The 21,590-nt window shown below is 37.4% G+C and carries 19 protein-coding genes; 7 read left to right on the top strand and 12 right to left on the bottom strand.

Annotation, left to right across the window (positions count from 1 at the left end; genetic code table 11):
- Nucleotides 1–109: 109 nt before the first annotated feature.
- Both AC4IF5_RS04635 and lpxB read right to left on the bottom strand, forming a co-directional pair.
- Nucleotides 110–1,198, bottom strand: a complete 1,089-nt coding sequence (locus tag AC4IF5_RS04635) for a glycoside hydrolase family 99 protein (RefSeq protein ID WP_490732138.1) — start codon at nt 1,196–1,198, stop codon at nt 110–112.
- A 46-nt stretch (nt 1,199–1,244) separates the two neighbouring features.
- Nucleotides 1,245–2,348, bottom strand: coding sequence for a lipid-A-disaccharide synthase (lpxB, locus tag AC4IF5_RS04630; RefSeq protein WP_490732137.1), 1,104 nt, complete (start codon nt 2,346–2,348; stop codon nt 1,245–1,247).
- Between the two features lie 165 nt (nt 2,349–2,513).
- Between lpxB and AC4IF5_RS04625 the strand changes: the two genes are divergently transcribed.
- From AC4IF5_RS04625 to AC4IF5_RS04615, 3 genes are all read left to right on the top strand, one after another.
- Nucleotides 2,514–3,023: a DUF2480 family protein gene (locus AC4IF5_RS04625; protein WP_490732135.1), complete on the top strand. Its 510-nt coding sequence runs from the start codon at nt 2,514–2,516 to the stop codon at nt 3,021–3,023.
- Nucleotides 3,024–3,025: 2 nt separating this feature from the next.
- Entirely contained in the window at nt 3,026–4,285 is a 1,260-nt protein-coding gene (locus AC4IF5_RS04620; protein ID WP_490732133.1) for a protein O-mannosyl-transferase family, read from the top strand.
- Between the two features lie 81 nt (nt 4,286–4,366).
- Nucleotides 4,367–5,017 (top strand): DUF937 domain-containing protein, encoded by a 651-nt coding sequence (locus AC4IF5_RS04615; protein WP_490732131.1) that lies wholly within the window; start codon nt 4,367–4,369, stop codon nt 5,015–5,017.
- Nucleotides 5,018–5,076: 59 nt separating this feature from the next.
- On the opposite strand, the gene AC4IF5_RS04610 is transcribed toward AC4IF5_RS04615, so the two are convergent.
- Nucleotides 5,077–5,196 carry a 30S ribosomal protein THX gene (locus AC4IF5_RS04610; RefSeq protein ID WP_490732130.1) on the bottom strand — a complete coding sequence of 40 codons (120 nt, stop codon included), beginning with the start codon at nt 5,194–5,196 and terminating at the stop codon, nt 5,077–5,079.
- Nucleotides 5,197–5,409: 213 nt separating this feature from the next.
- Nucleotides 5,410–6,804, bottom strand: a complete 1,395-nt coding sequence (locus AC4IF5_RS04605) for an MATE family efflux transporter (RefSeq protein WP_490732128.1) — start codon at nt 6,802–6,804, stop codon at nt 5,410–5,412.
- Between the two features lie 409 nt (nt 6,805–7,213).
- Between AC4IF5_RS04605 and AC4IF5_RS04600 the strand changes: the two genes are divergently transcribed.
- Nucleotides 7,214–7,573 (top strand): ankyrin repeat domain-containing protein, encoded by a 360-nt coding sequence (locus AC4IF5_RS04600; RefSeq protein WP_490732126.1) that lies wholly within the window; start codon nt 7,214–7,216, stop codon nt 7,571–7,573.
- Between the two features lie 136 nt (nt 7,574–7,709).
- Nucleotides 7,710–9,464, top strand: a complete 1,755-nt coding sequence (gene aspS / locus AC4IF5_RS04595; RefSeq protein WP_490732124.1) for an aspartate--tRNA ligase — start codon at nt 7,710–7,712, stop codon at nt 9,462–9,464.
- A gap of 164 nt (nt 9,465–9,628) precedes the next feature.
- On the opposite strand, the gene AC4IF5_RS04590 is transcribed toward aspS, so the two are convergent.
- The 6 genes from AC4IF5_RS04590 to AC4IF5_RS04565 form a co-directional block, all read right to left on the bottom strand.
- Entirely contained in the window at nt 9,629–10,897 is a 1,269-nt protein-coding gene (locus AC4IF5_RS04590; protein WP_490732123.1) for an adenylosuccinate synthase, read from the bottom strand.
- Nucleotides 10,898–11,068: 171 nt separating this feature from the next.
- Nucleotides 11,069–11,638 (bottom strand): Crp/Fnr family transcriptional regulator, encoded by a 570-nt coding sequence (locus AC4IF5_RS04585; RefSeq protein WP_490732121.1) that lies wholly within the window; start codon nt 11,636–11,638, stop codon nt 11,069–11,071.
- A gap of 158 nt (nt 11,639–11,796) precedes the next feature.
- The gene (locus tag AC4IF5_RS04580; protein ID WP_490732120.1) at nt 11,797–12,531 is read right to left on the bottom strand and encodes an SDR family NAD(P)-dependent oxidoreductase; all 735 of its coding nucleotides are present in this window, start codon (nt 12,529–12,531) and stop codon (nt 11,797–11,799) included.
- A gap of 257 nt (nt 12,532–12,788) precedes the next feature.
- Entirely contained in the window at nt 12,789–13,139 is a 351-nt protein-coding gene (gene yajC / locus AC4IF5_RS04575) for a preprotein translocase subunit YajC (protein WP_490732118.1), read from the bottom strand.
- 10 nt (nt 13,140–13,149) lie between these two features.
- Nucleotides 13,150–13,662 (bottom strand): DUF1573 domain-containing protein, encoded by a 513-nt coding sequence (locus AC4IF5_RS04570; RefSeq protein WP_490732116.1) that lies wholly within the window; start codon nt 13,660–13,662, stop codon nt 13,150–13,152.
- A gap of 1 nt (nt 13,663) precedes the next feature.
- Nucleotides 13,664–14,569, bottom strand: a complete 906-nt coding sequence (locus tag AC4IF5_RS04565; RefSeq protein WP_490732115.1) for a transcription antitermination protein NusB — start codon at nt 14,567–14,569, stop codon at nt 13,664–13,666.
- Between the two features lie 91 nt (nt 14,570–14,660).
- Here AC4IF5_RS04565 and AC4IF5_RS04560 point away from each other — a divergent pair, with 91 nt between their 5' ends.
- Both AC4IF5_RS04560 and AC4IF5_RS04555 read left to right on the top strand, forming a co-directional pair.
- Entirely contained in the window at nt 14,661–16,322 is a 1,662-nt protein-coding gene (locus AC4IF5_RS04560; RefSeq protein ID WP_490732113.1) for an ABC transporter ATP-binding protein, read from the top strand.
- 100 nt (nt 16,323–16,422) lie between these two features.
- The gene (locus AC4IF5_RS04555; RefSeq protein WP_002976288.1) at nt 16,423–16,758 is read left to right on the top strand and encodes a DUF3276 family protein; all 336 of its coding nucleotides are present in this window, start codon (nt 16,423–16,425) and stop codon (nt 16,756–16,758) included.
- A 203-nt stretch (nt 16,759–16,961) separates the two neighbouring features.
- Here the strand turns inward: AC4IF5_RS04555 and AC4IF5_RS04550 are convergent, their stop codons facing one another.
- Both AC4IF5_RS04550 and AC4IF5_RS04545 read right to left on the bottom strand, forming a co-directional pair.
- Nucleotides 16,962–19,217, bottom strand: a complete 2,256-nt coding sequence (locus tag AC4IF5_RS04550; RefSeq protein WP_490732110.1) for an FG-GAP repeat domain-containing protein — start codon at nt 19,215–19,217, stop codon at nt 16,962–16,964.
- 102 nt (nt 19,218–19,319) lie between these two features.
- Nucleotides 19,320–21,578 carry an FG-GAP repeat domain-containing protein gene (locus tag AC4IF5_RS04545; protein WP_490732108.1) on the bottom strand — a complete coding sequence of 753 codons (2,259 nt, stop codon included), beginning with the start codon at nt 21,576–21,578 and terminating at the stop codon, nt 19,320–19,322.
- Nucleotides 21,579–21,590: the final 12 nt, after the last annotated feature.

The raw sequence follows: 21,590 nt of genomic DNA, 5'->3' as shown, positions 1-21,590 counted from the left end.
CATTAATCAAATACTTCCTCTGTAATTACTGAATAATTGAACTCCCGGAAATAAAAAAAGTCAATATATAGCCTGATTTTTTGCTATTAAAGCTTTCTTTATATTTACATTATTTTCCTTTTAAGAACTTATCCGTCAATCGCTTCGTTTCTTTGATATACAACCACGGATCTTTCCCATAGTCCTCATACTTGAAATTTCCGGTCTTTTTAGGAACAGCAGGCTCTATTTGGGTTCCCTCATGCCATTCATTAAATGAAGTGATCCCTATAAATTCAGGTTTAACCCTGATAGCGGCATCAAACATATTTTCATAATATTTCCCTCCGTCCCGGCTTTTGAAATTCGCTTCATTCCAAGGTCTGATTCTCGTATCCGAATAGCCTGGTCCTACACAAGGAATAAAAATAAGGTTGTGCTTTTTTGCATAGTCTGCAAGAAAAGCCCAATTGGAAATTGTGCTTCCAAATACAAAGCCTTCACTGGCAAAATAAGTATAAAACCCATCAAAACCTGAGGAATCGAAGAAGGCAGAATCACTCTTTTCCACCCAAAGGCCTATATACAATGCGTCTAGTTCTGTATCTCTAATAGTTTTACTACCTTCTTTGTCCAATAATTCCCTCCACTCTTCCCGGGGAATTTTATAGCTGTCATAAACATAGTAAAGGGGCTTCCCGTCTTTTTTGTAAAAAGCATGATGGTGTGAATAAGTCTTTACAAGATAAGAGAGCTGTTCTTTAAGCTCTGCGGTATTTTTATAGAACGGCTCAATGTGAAATGCAATCTTCAAATCAAAACGGTCTGCCATATCCAGATATTTGTTCAGGCTTTTATCGGTAAAAGAATCTTTTCCCAGCCAGCTCACTACGACAACACCTGCTCCCGATTCTTTGATCATTTTCATATGCTTTTCAATGATCCTGGTATTATTAGAACTATAATTGCCCAAAGCTGGATAAAAATTGGCGCCAATATCATCACCGCCCTTATAATGCCCCAGATCATTCCATTTCGGATCTTTCCAGTGGGGCAGAATATCATGATTCCAGTGAGAATAGCTTCCGTCAGTTGTCGGATTTCCGTACCATCCATAGTAGAATATCTGAACGTTATCTTTGTCCTTATTCTGTGCTAAGTTTTCTGAGAATAAAAATATAAACACGATGAAGAATAAAAAGCGGTCAAGATAATTCATAGCTTAAAAAATAGTTTATGTTCTCAAAAATCGGTCAAAATAAAATTTACATTTTCAGGATCACATCAGCTGCATGCTCACTCGCTCCTTTCCCGCCAAGCTTTTCTCTCAAAAGCTTATAGTCATTCAATACCTGTTCTCTTTTTCCTCCTTCTATAACTTTATGAAGCTCATCTACAAGATTCCTGGTATTCAGATCGCTCTGGATCAGCTCCTTCACAACCTCTCTATCCATGATCAGATTAACAAGAGAAATATAGTTGATATTTTTCACTAATCTTTTGGCAATGGCATAGGAAATCTTACTTCCACGGTAGCAAACCACTTCAGGAATATCCAGCAAAGCGGTTTCTAATGTAGCGGTTCCTGAGGTAACGAGAGCAGCCTTTGAGCATCTTAAAAGGTCATACGTCCTGTTGGAAACAAAATGTACATTATCATCCACATATTTTTGATAAAATTCTTTGGGAAGGCTCGGTGCCCCGGCAATCACAAACTGATAGTCTTTAAAATGCGGTCTTACGGAAAGCATTATTTCAAGCATCTTTTCCACCTCCTGCTTTCTGGACCCCGGAAGAAGCGCAATAATTTCTTTTTCGTTCAGCCCGTTTTCTGACTTAAATTTTTCAATATTAATCTCCTGCAGATCAGAAATAGCATCAAGCAAAGGATGCCCTACAAAATGGGAATGTACTCCGTGCTTCCGGTAAAAATCCTCTTCAAACGGAAGGATGACCATCATTTCATCCACATATTTTTTGATGATCTCTACCCGCCCTTCTTTCCAGGCCCAAAGCTGTGGGGAAATATAATATACTACCTTAATTCCCAATTCTTTCGCAAATCTGGCAATCCTTAAATTAAATCCGGGATAATCCACCAAAATGAGAACATCCGGTCTATTGTTTTGGATATCTTCTTTACAGAATTTTATATTATTCAGAATGGTTCGCAGGTTCATCACCACTTCCAGAAATCCCATAAAAGCCAGATCCCGGTAGTGTTTCACCAACGTTCCGCCCTGTGCTTTCATAAGATCGCCGCCCCAAAATCTGAATTCCGCAGCCGGATCCTTTTGCTTTAAGGCTTTCATTAAATTGCTTCCGTGCAGGTCGCCGGAAGCTTCTCCTGCAATAATGTAATATTTCATTTCTCTCGAAATCTTTATTATTCGTTTTATAGCCGTCAACCCTCACAATGACTTCTAATCTACCGGATGATTCCGGATTATGGGAGGTTTCTATGGCAAGGATAGAGAACAAATTAAAATAGATATGATCTTAATTCGTAAATTTGTTCAAAGATAATGATAAAAATGTCAGAAGAATTTGAAATCCGAAATAAAGTTGCCGAAAGCGGTCTTGTGAATTTTGACCTGTCTACCTTGCTTCCAAAGGGGGTAAGGAAAGGAATAGATCTTAAAGATTTTCTTTTTCAGGAAATGATCCTGAAGGAAAAAGATTTCCGTGAGAAGGTAGAAGCTATCAATGTAGAAGAATACAGGGATTCTTATATCTACATTTACAATTCTGTGGATACGATCATTCCTCTTTGGGCTTATTTTGTGCTAACCGCCAAGCTTACTGACGTTGCTAAAAAAATCGTTTTTGGAAATCGTGAGGATCTGGAGGTTATTCTGATGCATAATGCAATACAGACTTATGATTTCAGCGATATGAGAGGCAAAAGGGTATTGGTAAAAGGCTGCTCTGATAAAGAAATTCCTGAAAATGCTTATATCGAACTTGTAGAGCAACTTAAGCCTCTTGTCAAATCGCTGATGTTTGGGGAAGCCTGCTCTAATGTTCCTATTGTAAAGAACTAAGAATGAATAAATATTTATCTGCATTATTCTTATTTCTTATCTTTTGGGGCATTTATTATATAGGGAGTTTTACAAGAATTCCTTTTGCAGATTGTGTAGGTTTTGTACTATCGGTGGAAAAAGAAGAATGGGTGACTGTAGCAGATGCTACCAGCCATTTTTTATATGTCAATACTGCGATTTTAATTAAGATCCTTACAGGCCTTAATGCGATTGAGGCGAGCAGATTCGTGATTATCACTGCAGGAGCGGCAACCGTTTCAGTTATTTATCTCGCTCTGAAGAGCCTGATCAAAACAGAATGGATTTCTCTCACCGCTGCAGCTGTCTTTGGCTTCAGTTTTTCTTTCTGGAGAAATGCAGAAATTATAGAAGTATATACTTACAACACGTTATGGGTAAGTCTTTTTTTCTTTTCAATGATAAAGGTCTTTGCAGAAAATAAAAAGAAATACATTATCCTCAGCGGTCTCTTTTTGGGAATCAGCCTTTGGGTCCATATTCAGAATATTCTGCTGATCCCGGCTTTCTTTATTTTCCTGTTCTGCTTCAGACATGAGAAAAAGTATTTATATGCTTCTTTGTTGCTTTTTGCAATCCTATTTTCATCCTTATTTGTTCTGAATACTTTACAGGGATTGCCTTTTAATTCCCCATATTCATCCAACCAGGGAACCTGGGTTGAAGATTCTCTCAAAAAAGATCCGTTGCAGTATGTAAAAGATTTTTTCCTCTCCATTGGGTATCTTATTTACAATTTTAACCTATTCGTATTTTTTGGAATAGCAGGTGTCATTCTACTATACGGATCAAATAGAAGAATGTTCTATGTTTTCTTCACAGGCGCAGTATGTGTTTATGGTTTCTCTACATTCTATGCGGTTTCGGATAATTATGTTTTCTTCCTTCCTTTCAATATTATTTTTGCCCTTTCCATTGGCTATGGCCTTTCTTCTGCAAAATACAAAGGGCTCAGAAAGCTTTCCTGGATATGTCTTCTTATTCCTATGGGATATGTCCTGAGCTATACTGTAGTTTCGTCTACTGAACAAGGCAAAGAGTTTAATGATTTCAAAGAGTATAAAGGAGGATTAAAGTATTACCTGCTTCCATGGATGAACAATAATGTCGGTATTTTGGAGTTCACCATAGATAAAAAGAAAGCCCCCGAACCTATCCACTGGATGACAGCAAGCGCCGTGGAATATATAAAGCTTTTGAAAAGTAAAGGATACAGCGATGAACAGATCAGAAAACTTTAACAATAATTATGAAATACAGGTATTTTGTAAGGCATATTTTTTGATAACTTTGGTTCACTTAATACATAACAAACACAAACAATGAGTTTAATTGACCTACTTACAGGAAACACAGGCAACCAGGTTGCTGAACAGGCTGAAAATAAATTCGGAATCAGCAGAAATCAGGTAATTGCCCTATTAGCTGTAGCTACCCCACTGATCATCTCTTACCTTAGAAATAAATCTCAGGATGCCAAAGAAGCGGAAGCTTTAAACAACGCTTTGGATAAAGACCACAATGGCAGTATCCTAAATGATGCTTCACAGATCGAATCAAGACAGGCCGAAGGAGGTTCTATTCTCGACCATATCTTTGGCGGACAAAAAAGTACCGTAGAGAATCAGCTGTCACAAAATACCGGAATTTCTATCGATAAAATAGGTCCTGTCCTTGCGATGCTGGCTCCTGTTGTTATGGGATATATCGGTCAGCAGAAACAACAGAATAATGTAAGTGCAGGTGGTCTTGGAGATCTTTTGGGAGGAATTCTCGGAAATGCGTCCAATCAGGCTCAGGCTCAGCAGTCCAATCCTTTAAATGATATCTTAGGAAGTGTTTTAGGAAGCGGACAGTCCCAATCATCCGGAAATCCACTGAATGATATACTGGGAAGTGTACTGGGTGGTGGAAATCAACAACAGGGAGGAGGCTTAGGCAGCATCCTTGGAAATATTCTCGGAGGAAAATAATTAATTTAATTTGTATAAAAAAAGACCAAGGATCATTTCTTTGGTCTTTTTTATTGCTGTTACTTTTTAGATTTTTCTTCAGAAGCTACAAAAGATTTTGACGCTTTTCTCGGTCTTCTTTTACCATAACTTCCGGAATTGATTTTTCCTCTTCTGGATTTCTTATCTCCTTTTCCCATAGTAATATATATTTTGTTGTTCTTACGAATTTAAAAAATAAGCTTTTAAAAACCAACAAATCAGACTGATAAATTTTTATAAATTAAAAATAAAGGCCGGAAGTAACCATCTCGTTACAATCTGATCATTATTTTGGGGTAATACAATATTCATAAAAGCTGATTTCAGTTATTTCATAACAACTGCCCTTTTCCAGCTTCCATACTATTTCACTAAACTTTAATAGTCTTCCACCTTCCTCTTTTAAACAAAATAAAAGCAATTACTGTAATCAGCGTTTCTGCTACCGGAATTGAAATAAACACCCCTTTCGGCCCCATTTCCAGATATCTGGAAAGGAAATAGGCTAAAGGGATCTGGAACAGCCAGAATCCAAAGAGATTTACCCACGTCGGAGTCCAGGTATCTCCCGCTCCGTTGAAAGCATTGATCATTACCATTCCGATCCCGTAGAAAATAAAGCCGGTGCTCATAATATGAAGTGCGTTTTTAGCAAATTCTTTAATTTCTACCTCCTGTGTAAAAAAGCTCACCAGAAAATTACCCATAAAAATAAAGATCAAACTAACCGTCAGCATAAAAATTACATTGTATTTTACCGTTTTCATAACGGACTGCTCAGCTCTCAGCATTTCATTCGCTCCCATATTCTGCCCGACTAAAGTGGATGCGGCATTACTTAGCCCCCAGGCCGGAAGCATGAAAAACATCATCAGCCTTAATGCAGTCTGATAACCGGCTGAAGCATTTTCACCTCCTGTAGTAGCAACCAATTCGGCAAGAAAAATCCAGCTGCATGAAGCAATGACAAACTGAAAGATTCCGGGGGTTGCGATTTTTATAATAGATTTTATCAGATCGTAATGGGGTTTAAAATAGCTCAGCTTGATACGGATCTGCGTATCTGCTACTAAAAGATGGTACAACTGATAAACCACACCGATGCTTCTTCCTATTGTGGTAGCCAATGCCGCACCTGTAAGTCCCATCGCGGGAACGGGTCCCAATCCTTTTATCAGAACCGGACAAAGAATAATGTTGGCAATATTGGCAATCCATAAACTTTTCATAGCAATCGTCGCATTTCCTGCTCCTCTGAAAATACCGTTGATCAAAAACAGAAGCATAATAATGGTACTGCTTCCCATCATAATTCTTGTAAAATCTTTTCCATAAGCTGCCGCTTCAGGTCTTGCTCCCATCAGGATCAGGATTTCTTCCGCATATATCACTCCCAATAAACTTAAGATCAATGTTATGACACATGAAACCAATAGTACTTGTGCCGCACTCCTGGAAGCCTGTTCAGGATTTTTTTCACCGATCCTCCTTGCAACCAAAGCTGTAGCTGCCATACTCATCCCGATTGCAATAGAATACATGACTGAAAGTACAGATTCTGTAAGCCCTACGGTCTGAATGGCAAATCCGCTCTCTTTCAAATGTCCTACAAAATACAGATCAACCAGCGCAAATACTGATTCCATAGCCATCTCAAGCATCATCGGTATGGCCAGAAGCAAAACCGCACTTCTGATATTTATCTTTGTAAAATCGGTATCTTCCCCTCTGAAAGCCCTTTTCAGGAAATCAATATATCTGGTCATAATTTTTTGTGACTTATCCGACAAAAATATTGATTCAAAATCAATTGAGAATTGGCATATGAAAAGTTTTTAAAAATATCTCATTAAACAGGACATTATTCTTCGTTACCTCTAAAAACTATACTAAAACCGACATAAGGATATACCGCTAAGGATTATATACGAAATATGAAAAGCGGAAATCATCTCTTAGAATAGTAATCATCTTTTCCGCCTCCTTAAAAACAGCATGACACATCCATTAAAAAGCGTATTTCCGGGAAACAATATACATTATAGGACTTATATAATTTATCATTTCCCGATCAATACGTTCTCTATTTTAAACAATACAGATTCGATTATTGTAAAATCTGGCAATTAATATTAAAATTTAATTTAGATTTGTATATTCTTTAAAAATAGTATTATGAAAAAAATAATCTCTACTACTTTTCTATTGGGAATGTTATTATCTGCCGGTATGCTTTCTGCTCAGAAACTGACTCAGGAAAAGATGAAAGCCATATATTCCGATAATGTAGCAACATTTAAAAAACAATTTGCACCAGGAGATTACAACAAATGCTTTATTCTGGGAGACACTTCCTATTCTCCACTTACTTTCAGTGCGCAAGCCGGTAAAATGAATATTGTAAAATTTCTTGTAGACAATAAAGTGAATCTCAATAAAAAATGCCAGGGCCGTACTCCGCTTGAAGTATTAGAAAACTCAAAAAGAACAGAGATGATTCAATTTTTAACAGAAAAAGGGGCCAAGAGAGATTAAAAAACGTAAAAACGATATCCGAAACTTCCGAAAGGAAGTTTTTTTATTTATAAAACCTGCAAAAATATTATCTTTGCAAACGAAAAATTCAAGGTTCGGAATTGAACCTTAAACATTGAACTTTAAACAAATAATTATGTTTCGATCACACACCAACGGAGAGCTATCTCTGAAAAATCTGAATGAAGAAGTTACACTGTCAGGATGGGTACAGACTATCCGTGATAAAGGATTTATGATTTGGGTAGATCTTCGGGATCGTTACGGAATTACCCAGCTGGTTTTTGATCAGGAGCGTTCTTCTGCACAGCTTATGGAGGAAGCTAAAAAATTAGGACGTGAATTTGTGATCCAGGCGACCGGAAAAGTTATTGAAAGGGTCAGCAAAAATCCGAATATTCCAACCGGGGAAATTGAACTCTTAGTAGAAAAATTAACGATTCTGAATGACTCACAGCTTCCTCCTTTCACTATTGAAGATGAAACGGACGGTGGTGAGGAATTAAGAATGAAATACCGCTATCTGGATATCAGAAGAAATCCGGTAAAGGATAAACTGATCTTCCGTCACAAAATGGCGCAAAAGGTAAGAAATTACTTATCTGACGAAGGCTTTATCGAAGTTGAAACTCCTGTTCTGATCAAATCAACTCCTGAAGGAGCGAGAGACTTCGTGGTTCCAAGCAGAATGAATCCGGGACAGTTTTATGCATTGCCACAGTCTCCACAGACCTTCAAGCAGCTTCTGATGGTTGGAGGAATGGATAAATATTTCCAGATCGTAAAATGTTTCCGTGACGAGGATCTGAGAGCCGACAGACAGCCGGAATTTACACAAATCGACTGTGAAATGGCCTTTGTGGAGCAGGAAGATGTCATGAATGTTTTTGAAGGAATGACCAAAACCCTTTTAAAAGATATTACAGGCCAGGAATTCGGGGATTTCCCGAGAATGACCTTCGCAGATGCGATGAGAAAATACGGAAACGACAAGCCGGACATCCGCTTCGGGATGGAGTTCGTAGAATTGAATGAACTGGTAAAAGGAAAAGATTTCAAAATATTTGATGAGGCTGAACTGGTTGTCGGAATCAATGTGGAAGGATGTGCAGAATACACCAGAAAGCAGATCGATGAGCTTGTGGATTGGGTAAAGCGTCCGCAAATCGGAGCTTCAGGAATGGTTTGGGTAAAATTCCAGAATGATGGAGTGAAAACCTCATCTGTAAACAAGTTCTATAATGAAGAAGATCTTGCTAAGATCATCGAAAAATTCGGGGCCAAAGAAGGAGATCTGATGCTGATTCTTTCAGGAAACGAGAATAAAGTAAGAGCTCAGCTTTCCGCATTGAGAATGGAGCTTGGGAACCGTTTGGGATTAAGAAAAGGAAATGAATTTGCTCCGCTTTGGGTCGTTGACTTCCCTCTGTTGGAGTGGGATGAAGATACTGAAAGATACCATGCAATGCACCACCCTTTCACTTCTCCAAAACCTGAAGATATCCATTTATTGGAAACAGATCCCGGGAAAGCAAGAGCGAACGCTTATGATATGGTCCTGAACGGAAATGAGATCGGAGGAGGATCCATCAGAATTTTTGACAGAGACCTACAATCAAAAATGTTTGATCTGCTAGGATTCTCTAAGGAAGAAGCTGAAGCTCAGTTCGGATTCCTGATGAATGCCTTCAAATACGGAGCTCCGCCACACGGAGGTTTAGCATTCGGGTTCGACCGTCTGGTAGCGATCCTTGACGGCAATGAGGTGATCAGAGACTACATTGCGTTCCCTAAGAACAATTCAGGACGTGACGTAATGATCGATGCACCGGCTTCTATTGCTGATGCCCAGCTCGATGAACTAGAATTAAAATTAAATTTGAAAGCATAAATTTAAAGCGGGGTATTTGCCCCGCTTTTTTATTATGAAAACCTTTATTAAGATACTTTCTTTAATAACATATGTTACAGCTTAGGGACTGTAGTATTTATATTACTGACATTATTAAAAAAATAACACTATTTCTACAGATCAATAATAATCCTTAAAAACATTTATTTCATCTTCAACATCTGCTCTCTTCCCGGACCGGTAGAAAGATAAGTCACAGGAATTCCTAATTCCATTTCCAGGAACGATAGAAAGGTGGTCAGTTCTTTTGGTAATTCCGAAATACTTTTCATGTAAGAAAAATCAGCATTCCAGCCTTGCAGCCACTTCAGTATAGGTTTTGCATTTTCGGGAAGCATTCCTGAAACACGTTCTACCGTACCCTCTTCCAGTTCATAATGAGTACACACCGCAACTGATTTTAATCCGCTTAAAACATCTGCTTTGGTCAATACCAGCTGAGTAACTCCATTGATCATTACCGCGTATCTTAAAGCAGGCAGATCCAGCCAGCCTATTCTTCTCGGACGTCCCGTATTGGAACCAAATTCATTCCCCTTCACCCTGATCTCCTCTCCAAGCTCATCAAAGAGTTCCGTAGGGAAAGCTCCGTTTCCTACTCTTGTACAGTAAGCCTTTGCAATTCCATAGATCTCCCCCATTTTTTTAGGAGAGATTCCTAATCCGCTGCAAGCTCCTGCAGCTGTAGTTGAAGAAGAAGTCACATAAGGGTAAGTACCGTGATCAATATCCAGCATTGCCGCCTGTGAGCCTTCTGCCAATATTTTTTTACCTTCTGACAAAACATTGTTCAGATATATTTCTGTCTCTGTGCAATTGAATTTTTTCAGAAAATCCACCGCTTCAAAAAACTCTTTACTGATTTCCTCCAGAGAAGGTAAAACCATCCCTCCCTTTTCAAGCATTCTGTAATCTCTTTCCAGAATATGCTCTGCCCTGCTTTTAAAATCAGGAGCATACATATCTCCCACTCTCAGGTTCTGTCTTAAAATTTTATTTGAATAAGCCTGTGCTATACCGTTTTTCGTCGTTCCGATAGTTGTATAGTCCGGATGCTCTTCCATAAAAATATCCAAAAGTTTATATGTCGGCAGCACAAGATGTGCCTTTCTGGAAATAATGATATTTTTTTCCGGCTGAATGATTTCATCAAATACCTGAAGGTTCAGAATTTCTTTTTTAAAGCTTACAGGATCTAAAACGGTTCCGGTGCCAATGACATTCTGAACGCCTTTCATAAAAACTCCTGAAGGAATCATTTTAAGGGTAATCCTCTTTCCGTTCCTCTCTATACTGTGTCCCGCATTCGCCCCGCCGTTGAAACGGGCTGTAATGTCATAATTTTCACTGATCAGGTCAATAAACTTTCCTTTTCCTTCATCTCCCCATTGCATTCCTAATACGATATCCATATATTTTTATTTTATGGTGCAAAGCTAGGGTGGTTTGAAAGGGGAACCATTGTCATTTGGCAAAAAAGAAGTTAGAAGTTAGAAATTAGATAGGAAATATAATTTTCATCTGCCATATTGCTCTATTAAAGTATATTATCTATCAAATACTCTCATTCATTATTCATCCTTCTACACTATGCTTCTCCTGATACGGCTTAATGAAGAAGGGGTAATACCCAGGTAAGACGCCAGCATCGATTGCGGAACCCTGTTGGCTAATCCGGGATAACGCTCTAAAAAATGGATATAGCGGGATTTTGCGTCCTGGTTCAGCATAATACTGGCCACTTTGAGCTTATTTTCAGCAACGAAGGCATGAATTCTGGTAAACAGAACAGGCCACACAGCGATTTCTGTTTCCAGCACTTTAAAATGGTCAAGATCAATCACCAGCAGCACAGCATCCGTAATGGCCTCAATATATTCGTGAGCAGGAAGCTGGTCGGTAAAGCCCTGAAAATCTCCGATAAATCGTCCTTCATAAATGAAATACCTGGTAAAATCATCTCCTTGTTTATTATAATACAGCGAACGGAAAACGCCTTCTTTCACAAAAGCAATTCTTTGGCTTACCTTTCCGGCTTCAATAAAAGGATCTCCCTTCTGCACGGTAATTTCCTGAATTCCTTTGGCAATCAAAATTTCATCCTGCCCATTCAGGATTCCAAATTTTTTGATGTAATTAAAAAGCTCTTCCATATTGTATGTTGTCCGCAGATTGCGGAAAGATAAAGGTATAAAAGTCATCTGAAAAAACCATTGCCATTTGGTAAAAACAGCTATTAAATAAAGAAAAAGGAGACTTCTTTGGTCTATTTTGATAAAAGGAATTGATATGATGAAAAAGTTATCAATACTTAAGGAAGCTTAGCCACCAGACTTTCCGGCAAAAGTCTCAAAATATGATAAATGATTTTCCATTTGAAATTCGGAACAATAATGAAAGAATTTCCGGCATTAACAATAAACCCCGCCACGTAATCCGGTTCCATGATCAGTGATTCGTTGAGCTCTAACCCTTCATTGATCTTTGTTCTTATATAGCCTATCACCAGGGCATTAACAATTATTTTTCTGGAAGCCAGCTCCTGCCTTAATCCCGCTAAAAACTGAGTAAACGCCGCCTTTGTACTTCCGTAAACGAAATTACTTTTTCTCCCCCTCACCCCGGATAATGAGGAAAGACCAATGATCCTTTCCAGGCTCTTATTACCTTTGTCCATTGCAATAATGTTCAGGATAGAAACTCCTCCCATATAGTTGACCTCCATCATTTGTTTTGCTGCTTTAAAATCAGTCAAAGCCTTTTGATTATCTACCAGAAAACCTGCAGCATATACCACGATGTGAGGCTTTACAGGAAGTTCCAAATAGAATTGCTGATGAGAGTCAAAAGCCGCGGCATCAAAATACAGAACTGTAACTTTCGACCGGTTCAGATCATTATCATTGATAAAGTCTTCCAAAGATTGTGTATTTCTGGAAGCGGCCATCACAGAATACCCTTTTGAAATATATTGTTTAATACATTGTTTGGCTACGTCTGAATTGGCTCCTAAAATGAGTACGGTTTTGTTTGTATTCTGATCCATCCGGCAAAGATAATTTTTTATTAAACACTAATTTCACAAATGAGCACAAAGACCATATTCTCTGCTTGACGCTACCAACAGAAAGTTTGCTTGCAGTGTTTTATAGATTCTTCACTGCGTTCAGAATCACCATGTTTCTGGTAAAGATACTTTCAGACTTCAAACTCATAGGGTGTTAATAAAGTTGCAAACATATAAAAAAAGCTGCGGCTGGTGAACTTCGTTCACCAGCCGCAGCTAAATATTTTCAGACTGAATTATTTCTTTTCTTCAGTTACTGTTTCTTTTTTATCAGCTGTTTTTGCTTTATCTCCAAAACGGGATTCTGTCATTTCTCTTGATACTGCCGCTTTTTCGAATTTCAGTTTTCCGGATAATGTTTCGATGACAAAACCATCATCCTGAACCTGAGCAATTCTCCCGTGAAGACCGGATGTAAGAACAACTCGGGTTCCTACTTTAAGGTTTTCCTGGAAATTTTTCTCTTGCTTCTGTTTTCTCATCTGGGGTCTTATCATCAGGAAATAAAACCCAACAAACATTACACCCATCATGATCAGCATCATCGATGAAGATCCCTGCTGTGCCTGTAAAAATACTGTCAACATATTAAAAAAATTATGGTTGAATGTTCGCCGTGAACGTTAATTTAATCGGAGCCTTCTCAACGTTTGCAAAAACGTCTGCATATTTGCTCACGTTTCCGTCAAAGTTTGAAGAATCAAAATGCAGGGTAATTTTTCCTTTTTTACCTGGCATAATAGGTTCTTTAGTAAAATCAGGAGCAGTACATCCGCATCCGGGTCTTACTTCAGAAATAATCAACGGGTTTTTCCCCGTATTGGTCACTTCATATATGTGCTCTACTTTATCTCCTTTTTTGATCTTTCCAAAATCGAAGTTGCTTTCAGACAAAGCTACAGTAGTAGAAGGTTCGTTGGAAACCGGTGCAGCGGCTTCAGCTGGAGCGGCAACAGGATTTACAGTAGAATCGGCAGTTACCGGAGCTCCGGCAGCCAGAGAATCCGTAGCTGTAGTTTCAGCATTTTGAGTTTCTTTGTTCTCTTTCTTACATGAAACCAACCCGAAACCTATAATAGACAAGGCGATAATTGATAACGTCTTTTTCATTTTATATTCTATTTTGATCTTTACAATATTTATCTAAAATACCATTGATGAAGATATTGGAACGGTCCGTAGCAAATACTTTTGCAATTTCAATATATTCATTAATGATGACTCTTGAAGGTGTGAAGGCAAAATTATCAAGTTCTGCGATCGCTGTTGACAAAATCACTTTATCCATTAAAGAAACTCTTTCCAGATCCCAGTTTTCCAATCTTTCTTCCAACTTTTTCTCGTTGTTTTCCCAATTGTTCAACGTGTCTCTCAATAGTTTACTTGCAAAAGTCTTATCATCTTCATCTTTGATCATCTTGATCAGCGTTCTGCTTTCTTCATCTTCTCTCAGGAAGCCGATCGTTTTCTGTACCATTGAGTTCGAGATATGGATATCGTCATACCATGAAAGTTCCTTATCCCCCAGATAATCATGAAAATCATCATTTTCAGCAATATACCTTAAAAATAATTTTCCGATGAATTTCTGATCTTCTTCAAAAGAATAGCCTTCTTCTTTCATGAAATCCTGATAACGTTTCCCGGCAGTGATTCTTTGGAAAGTTTTTACCAATAAATCATCGTGCATATCCCATTTCAGCTGCTTATGCTGACCTGTAAAGAATAATCTTTCAGGATTTTCTTCCAGTTTTAGCAATACCTGGTTATTGATGAATTTTTGGTTAGGATTAATATCAGCATCTGTTTTAAGAAATTTGTTCTTCCCGATTTCAATCTGATGTTCAGCCAATTCTTTCAGGCCTACCAGGAAATTGAGTTGATAGATATAGAGATAATAGATTTTCTCTATTCCAGTAAACATGTTTTTCTCTAAAACATCAAACTTTACAGGATTCTGATAGTATGAATACACTGTCTGTACTACTTTTTCACGGATTTGTCGTCTTCCTAACATTCAAAGAGCTTTTTTATGCCTGCAAAGATACAAAATTTAAAATTGATGAAATTCGTAGTGTGATGACATTTTTGTAATTTTGTCAAACTATATGAAAGCGCTAAAAACCTTAAACCCTTATTTCTTGAAACACAGGATCCTATTGTTTTGGGGGGTATTATTCATCATTGCCAGTAATTTTTTTAATATATATAAAGTTCAGTTTGTAGGAAAATCTGTAGATGAGCTTACAAAGAATGGTAATCTGGGCTTCAATCAGCAGGTCCTTATCTATGTTGGAATCATAGTAGGCTGTTCGCTTTTAACCGGTTTCTTCACATTTATGATGAGACAAACCATTATTGTAGCTTCCAGAAGGATCGAATATGAGCTTAAAAATAAAATTTACAGACATTATCAGGATCTGTCTTTGACGGATTATAAGCAGACGACGATCGGAGACCTGATGAACAGGTTAAGTGAAGACGTCGTTGCGGTGAGAATGTATCTGGGGCCTGGGGTAATGTATGTAGCCAACCTGATCGTACTGGTTCTGATCACTGCAATTTATATGGTGAAAACAGATGCTTCCATGACTTTATGGACGTTGTTGCCGCTTCCTGTTTTATCCTATGCCATCTATAAGGTAAGCTCTATTATCAATAAAAAGTCGAAGATCATGCAGAAAAGCCAGTCTGCTATCTCAACTTTTGTACAGGACAGCTTTTCAGGAATCCGTGTAGTGAAATTCTTTGCAAGAGAAAAATATATTGAAAAAAACTACGGGATCAAAGTAACCGACTATCAGAACAAGGCGCTGGACCTTGCCAAAACAGAGGCTTATTTCTTTACCATCATTCTCTTTGTCATCGGACTATTGAATGTTGCCATTATCTGGATTGGAGGAACAAAATATATTGCCGGGGAATTGAGCATCGGTAAAATTGCAGACTTCTTCATGTATATTAACACCCTCATCTTTCCATTTTCTATGGTAGGCTGGGTAACCTCCGTCAACCAGAGAGCCGAAGCTTCTATGCAAAGGATCAATGAGTTCATGGATAAAAAATCCGAGATCATCAATACAAACTTCGAAAATTATCCGATCAAAGGAGACATTGAATTCAGAAACGTTTCCTATGTATATCCTAATACGGGAATCAAAGCCCTGGATCATTTAAGCTTTAAAATCAAGGCCGGGGAATCATTGGCCATTATGGGTAAAACCGGAAGTGGAAAGTCTACGATCGCCTTGCTTTTATGCAGACTGATCGATCCTACTGAAGGAGAGATCTTGATTGATGGTAAAAACCTGAAAGAACATAATCTTAACAACTACAGGAACTTCATAGGATATATTCCTCAGGAAAGCTATTTATTCTCTGATTCTATTGAAAATAATATCGGATTTTCCATCGATAATTCTTCACATGACAAGGTAGTTGAATACGCTCAGATCGCGGATGTTCACAAAAATATCGTCGAGTTTAAAGAGCAATATAAAACACTTGTGGGTGAACGGGGAGTGATGCTTTCGGGAGGTCAGAAGCAGAGAATATGCATCGCAAGAGCCCTGATCAAGGACCCAAATATCATTATTTTTGATGATTCCCTATCTGCTTTAGACACTGAAACGGAACAGAATATTCTCGAAAATATCGATAAAAAAATCAGCAATGCCACTTCCATAATTATCACACACAGAGAGTCTAGCGCTCAAAAAGCGAATCAAATTATCAACCTCACCGAAATTGCCAATTCTGTAACCGCTTAGCTGTTTCGTTCTCAATTGTTAAATAAATCATAAAAAAAATTTTGTGATTAAAAGAATTCTTTTATATTTGTTCTTAACAAGATTAAAAAAATATCTAACAATGAGTGAATACAAGGAACGCCATGAAAATGAGATTTTCACGAAGGTGTTAAAAGCAGGGAGAAGAACTTATTTCTTTGATGTGCGCGAGACGAAAGCAGGAGATTATTATCTTACCATTACTGAGAGTAAGAAAAATTTCGGAGAGAATGGGGAAGCTACATTCGAGAAGCACAAAATTTACCTTTACAAGGAAGATTTTAAGAGTTTCCAGGAGATGTTTAATGAGTCCACAGATTTCATCATTAATGAAAAGGGTGAGGATGTAATTTCAGAAAAACATGACAAAGACTTCAAAAGCAGATCTTACACAATCGATTCTGACGACGAGGTTTAAAAAAAGAATATCTAAAAACACAAGCATCTGAAAAAGATGCTTTTTTTATGCCTTAGAATCTGCCTTTTTGCTTATTACATGCAATTTAATTAATGACCAGCTCTAAAAATCCAACATAGATTACAAAAGTAAAAGAACGGACATAGCCCGTTCTTTTTTTGATTTAATTATTTTATAAAAGTATATACGAATTTTAACAAACGTTATGATTTCAGTAAACTAAATAGCTGCTCCGGCAACTCATCCTGGCAAGGATCTGAGCTTCTGTTATTATTCACATTGTTTATAATTTTCGCTGCAGAAAACATAACAATACCTCCGTCTTTTCTAAGTGTGATCAATTCCTCATTTTGTGATCCAAGAACAAAGTTGCCAAAGCACATAAGATTATCTTTCGTTTGCAGAGCAGGAAAGCTTTCAGAGCCAACAGCCTCCAAGTTACTTCCAACCAATTTATATACTATATATTCTCCATTATAGTTTCTATGAACAAGAATTTCATCCACTCCATCAGCATCAAGATCCCCAACAGCCAATCCCTTCCAGTCTGAAGCAGAACCCCAATCTGTAGATTCAGCAATTTTTGTCAATACACCATTATCATCTATATCATAAACATATATCCCGTTATATGCAGCATCTTCAGCATCAACAAGCAGCACAACCTCATCCTTCGGATCACTGTCAAGGTTACCTGACGCTACTGCTTTGATTTTAGAATTCGCAGGCAGATTGAGTGCATTGGCATGAACCAATTGAGGAGTTATTCCATTGAATTGATACACCAAAACTTCTTTATTATAATTCCTGACTGCAATAAAATCGTCTTTACCTCCACTGATAAAGTTTCCGGCAGCAGCTCCTACCCAATCGGACTGTGCTCCAAATCCTGTAAATTGAGTTTCTTCAACAATATTATTGTTATCAATTTTCAAAATATAAAATCCATTATTGTTCGGATCGGAATGATTACTTACCGCTACAATCTCACTTTTTCTATCACCAAAAAAATCACCTGATGCGATACCTTTCCAATTGTATGCATCACTATAAACTTTGCTGCTTATAACAGGGCTAAATTTCCTGCCTTCAGGCTGCATAGTAGCAATCAGCCCATCATAGTTTCTTATTACCACAAACTCGTCTTCGTCATCCTCATCAAAGTTACCACTCGCAACCCCTCTCCAATCGGAACTTTCTCCCCATTCATGATCGGTATTTGTCGGTACAATTAAGTTCTCATGATTGGCCAAAAGCGCTATTGTCAAAGAAGAATAAAAAGACAAATTATCTATAGGTATTTTATCATAATAATTTTTAGCAGCATATAAATCAGCAATTAACTGATATATTTCCGGATCAAACTCTGAGAGGCATAACCATCTGTACGCAATATAGCCATCAAATTCATCAGTAACTACAGGAACTGTCGTATCATATTTAATATTCCATGATTCATCATTATGACTTACTCCCTTATTTATGAATAAAGGAGACTGATATATATCTTTTGTAAGTGTTTTAGAATACGCTTTCATATCCTCATTGGTGTAAACAGGATTCCCATTATCCAAAACATCATACTTCCAGCATTCGTATGGAAAACTTATGGTCAAACCAGCATGGGAAGCATCATCTGGCAGTACATCATTTTCTTTCCAATATTTCCAGGTGTTTGATCCCAAACTGGAATCAAGCGAAGTATTTGCTTTTATAAAATTAGCGATCTGTTTAAGCTGTGTAAGATAGATACCTTCTTGTGTTGCCCTATACATTTGTACCAGAACCCTTCCAATAGCACTTTGCATATTAAAAGGGGAAATTATACCCGGAGAATCTATTGGAGGATTATCATTTCTTTCTTTATAGTAGCCTATATCACCAGGTTCCGTATGCCATTGATCATCATGATAAAGAAGGGTTTCTTTTATCTTTTGTATAAGATCATCAGCAATAGCAATATAATTCTGGCCAGCATAGCGGCCTGCTACAAGTGAATCTGAAACCAAATTTTGAACAGCAGGATCATTCCTAACGATTGCAGCAAATTTCGCCATAGGATATGTGATATTGGCGCTATGGGCTACATATGCATAAGGATCTGTTTCTCCTAGCTTGTTATAATAATTGGTTGACCAGGCAGCGCCAGAAATATCCCGATAATCAAAAATTTGGTCTAAACCCGGCACCTGACCTCTAAGGTCATCCCTCCTGTCAATTACATTCCCCATACACCTTATTAAGGTTTCGGCATATTTCTTTTCACCGGTTTTTTCATACATCAATACCAGTGCTTCCATATGGGCAGATGCCGCCCATGAAAAATCCTGTTGGTCCCCACTGTCTGAATAACCTAAGTCTACATCATAATGCATGCTATCAAACAGGTTTTTATAGTAGGATTGGGAGTAAGATTTTATTGTAAACAATAAAATAATAATTATAAAAAGTCTTTTCATAGTAATTGTTTTTGAATCAAGATGAGTTAAAAGGGAACAATGTCCCATGATTTCAGCCAATTAGATATTTGTGTTTATCTTTCCTTTTTATCAATATTTTTCTTAATTCCTATGTAAAAAAACAGGTTTCAGTAAACTAAATAGTTGTTCCGGCAACTCATCCTGGCAAGGATCTGAACTTCTGTTATTATTCACATTATTTATAATTTGTGTTGAAGAAAACATAACAATACCTCCGTCTTTTCTAAGTGTGACCAATTCCTCATTTTGCGAACCCGGAACAAAATTACCGAAACACATAAGATTGTCTTTAGTCTGTAGAATAGGGAACTTTTCAGAGTTAATATTTGATAAGCTATTTCCGTTTAATTTAAATAATTTGTATTCTCCGTCAAAGTTCCTATGGGCTATAATTTCAGCAACTCCATCTGCATCAAGATCTCCAACAGCCAATCCTTTCCAATCTGAAGCAGAACCCCAACCTGTAGATTCAGCAATTTTTGTCAATACACCATTATCATCTATATCATAAACATATATCCCGTTATATGCTGAATCTTCTGCATCAACAAGCAGCACAATCTTATCCTTCGCATTACTATCAATATCAAACTTACCTGATGCTACCGCTTTGATTTTAGAATTCGCGGGCAGATTGAGTGTATTGGTATGAACCAATTGAGGGGTTGTTCCATTGAATTGATACACCAAAACTTCTTTATTATAATTCCTGACTGCAATAAAATCGTCTTTACCTCCACTGATAAAGTTTCCGGCAGCAGCTCCCACCCAATCTGATTGTGCATCCCATCCTGTAGATTTTATGTGTTCAACGATATTATTATTGTCAATTTTCAAAATATAAAAACCATTATCATTCGGATCGGAATGATTACTTACTGCTACAATCTCACTTTTTCTATCACCAAAAAAATCACCTGATGCGATACCTTTCCAATTATATGAACTACTATAATATTTGTCGCTTGTAACAGAATGGAACTTTTTATCATAAGGTTTCATAGTTCCTATCATACCGTCATAATTTCTTATTACCACAAACTCGTCTTCGTCATCCTCATCAAAATTACCACTCGCAACCCCTCTCCAATCTGATCCATCTCCCCATCCGTGTTCCGTATTTACAGGTACAATTAAATTTTCATAATAGGCTAAATAGGCAATTGTCAAAGAAGAGGTCTCAGGTTTTATGAGTGTATAGTATTTTTCAGCAGTTTGTATGTCAGTAATTAATTGATATATTTTTTTATCATACTCTGATAAACATAACCACCTGAAGCAAATATAAGTGCCTACATCTGCATTTCCAATTCCATTTCCAGATTTAAAATTCCAGTATTCGTCAGGATAACTTACTCCATTATTTATTAATAAAGGGACTTGATATATATCTTTTGTTAAAGTTTTAGCATAGGCTTCCATATCCGAATCTGTATAAATAAGAGTTCCACCTTTGGAAATATTATATTTACGGCACTCATATGGAAAAGATATCGTTAATCCACCGTGAGAAATATCTTCCCGTAAAGTATTTTCTTTCCAATATGTCCAGGTTTTTGATCCCAGACTGGAATCAACCGAAGTATTTGCTTTTATAAAATTAGCGATCTGGTTAAGCTGTGTAAGATAAATATCTTCGTCTGTTGCCCTATACATTTGTACCAGGACCCTTCCAATAGCACTTTGCATATTAAAAGGGGAAATTATACCCGGAGAATTTATTGGAGGATTATCATTTCTTTCTTTATAATAGCCTATATCACCGGGTTCTGTATGCCATTGATCATCATGATAAAGAAGCGTTTCTTTTACCTTTTGTACAAGGTCATCTGCAATAGCATTATAAGTCTGGCCAGCATAACGGCCTGTCACAAGTGAATCCGAAATCAAACTTTGAATAGTAGGATCACTCTTAACGATTGCCGCAAATTTCGCCATAGGATATGTGATATTGGCACTATGAACCATATGAGCATAAGAATCTGTTTCTCCCGGTTTGTTATAATGATTGGTTGACCAGGCAGCGCCAGAAATATCCCGATAATCATAAATTTGACTTAGACCTGGCACCTGACCTCTAAGATCATCCCTCCGGTCAATTACATTTCCCATACATCCTATTAAAGCATTAGCATATTTTACTTCATGTGTTTTTTCATACATCAATACCAATGCTTCCATATGAGCGGATACTATCCAAGAAAATTCTGATTGGTCTGAGCTTGTTGAATTGGGAGGCACTACATCATATCCCTTACTATCAAATAAATTTTTATAATAGGATTGAGCATAAGATTGTATTACAAATAATAAAGTGAGAATTGTAAAAAGTTTTTTCATGTTATTATTTTT

Source organism: Chryseobacterium sp. UF-290 (assembly GCF_058245615.1).
The sequence above is the reverse complement of the archived record's forward strand: the minus strand, read 5'-3'. Positions and strand labels throughout refer to the sequence as shown.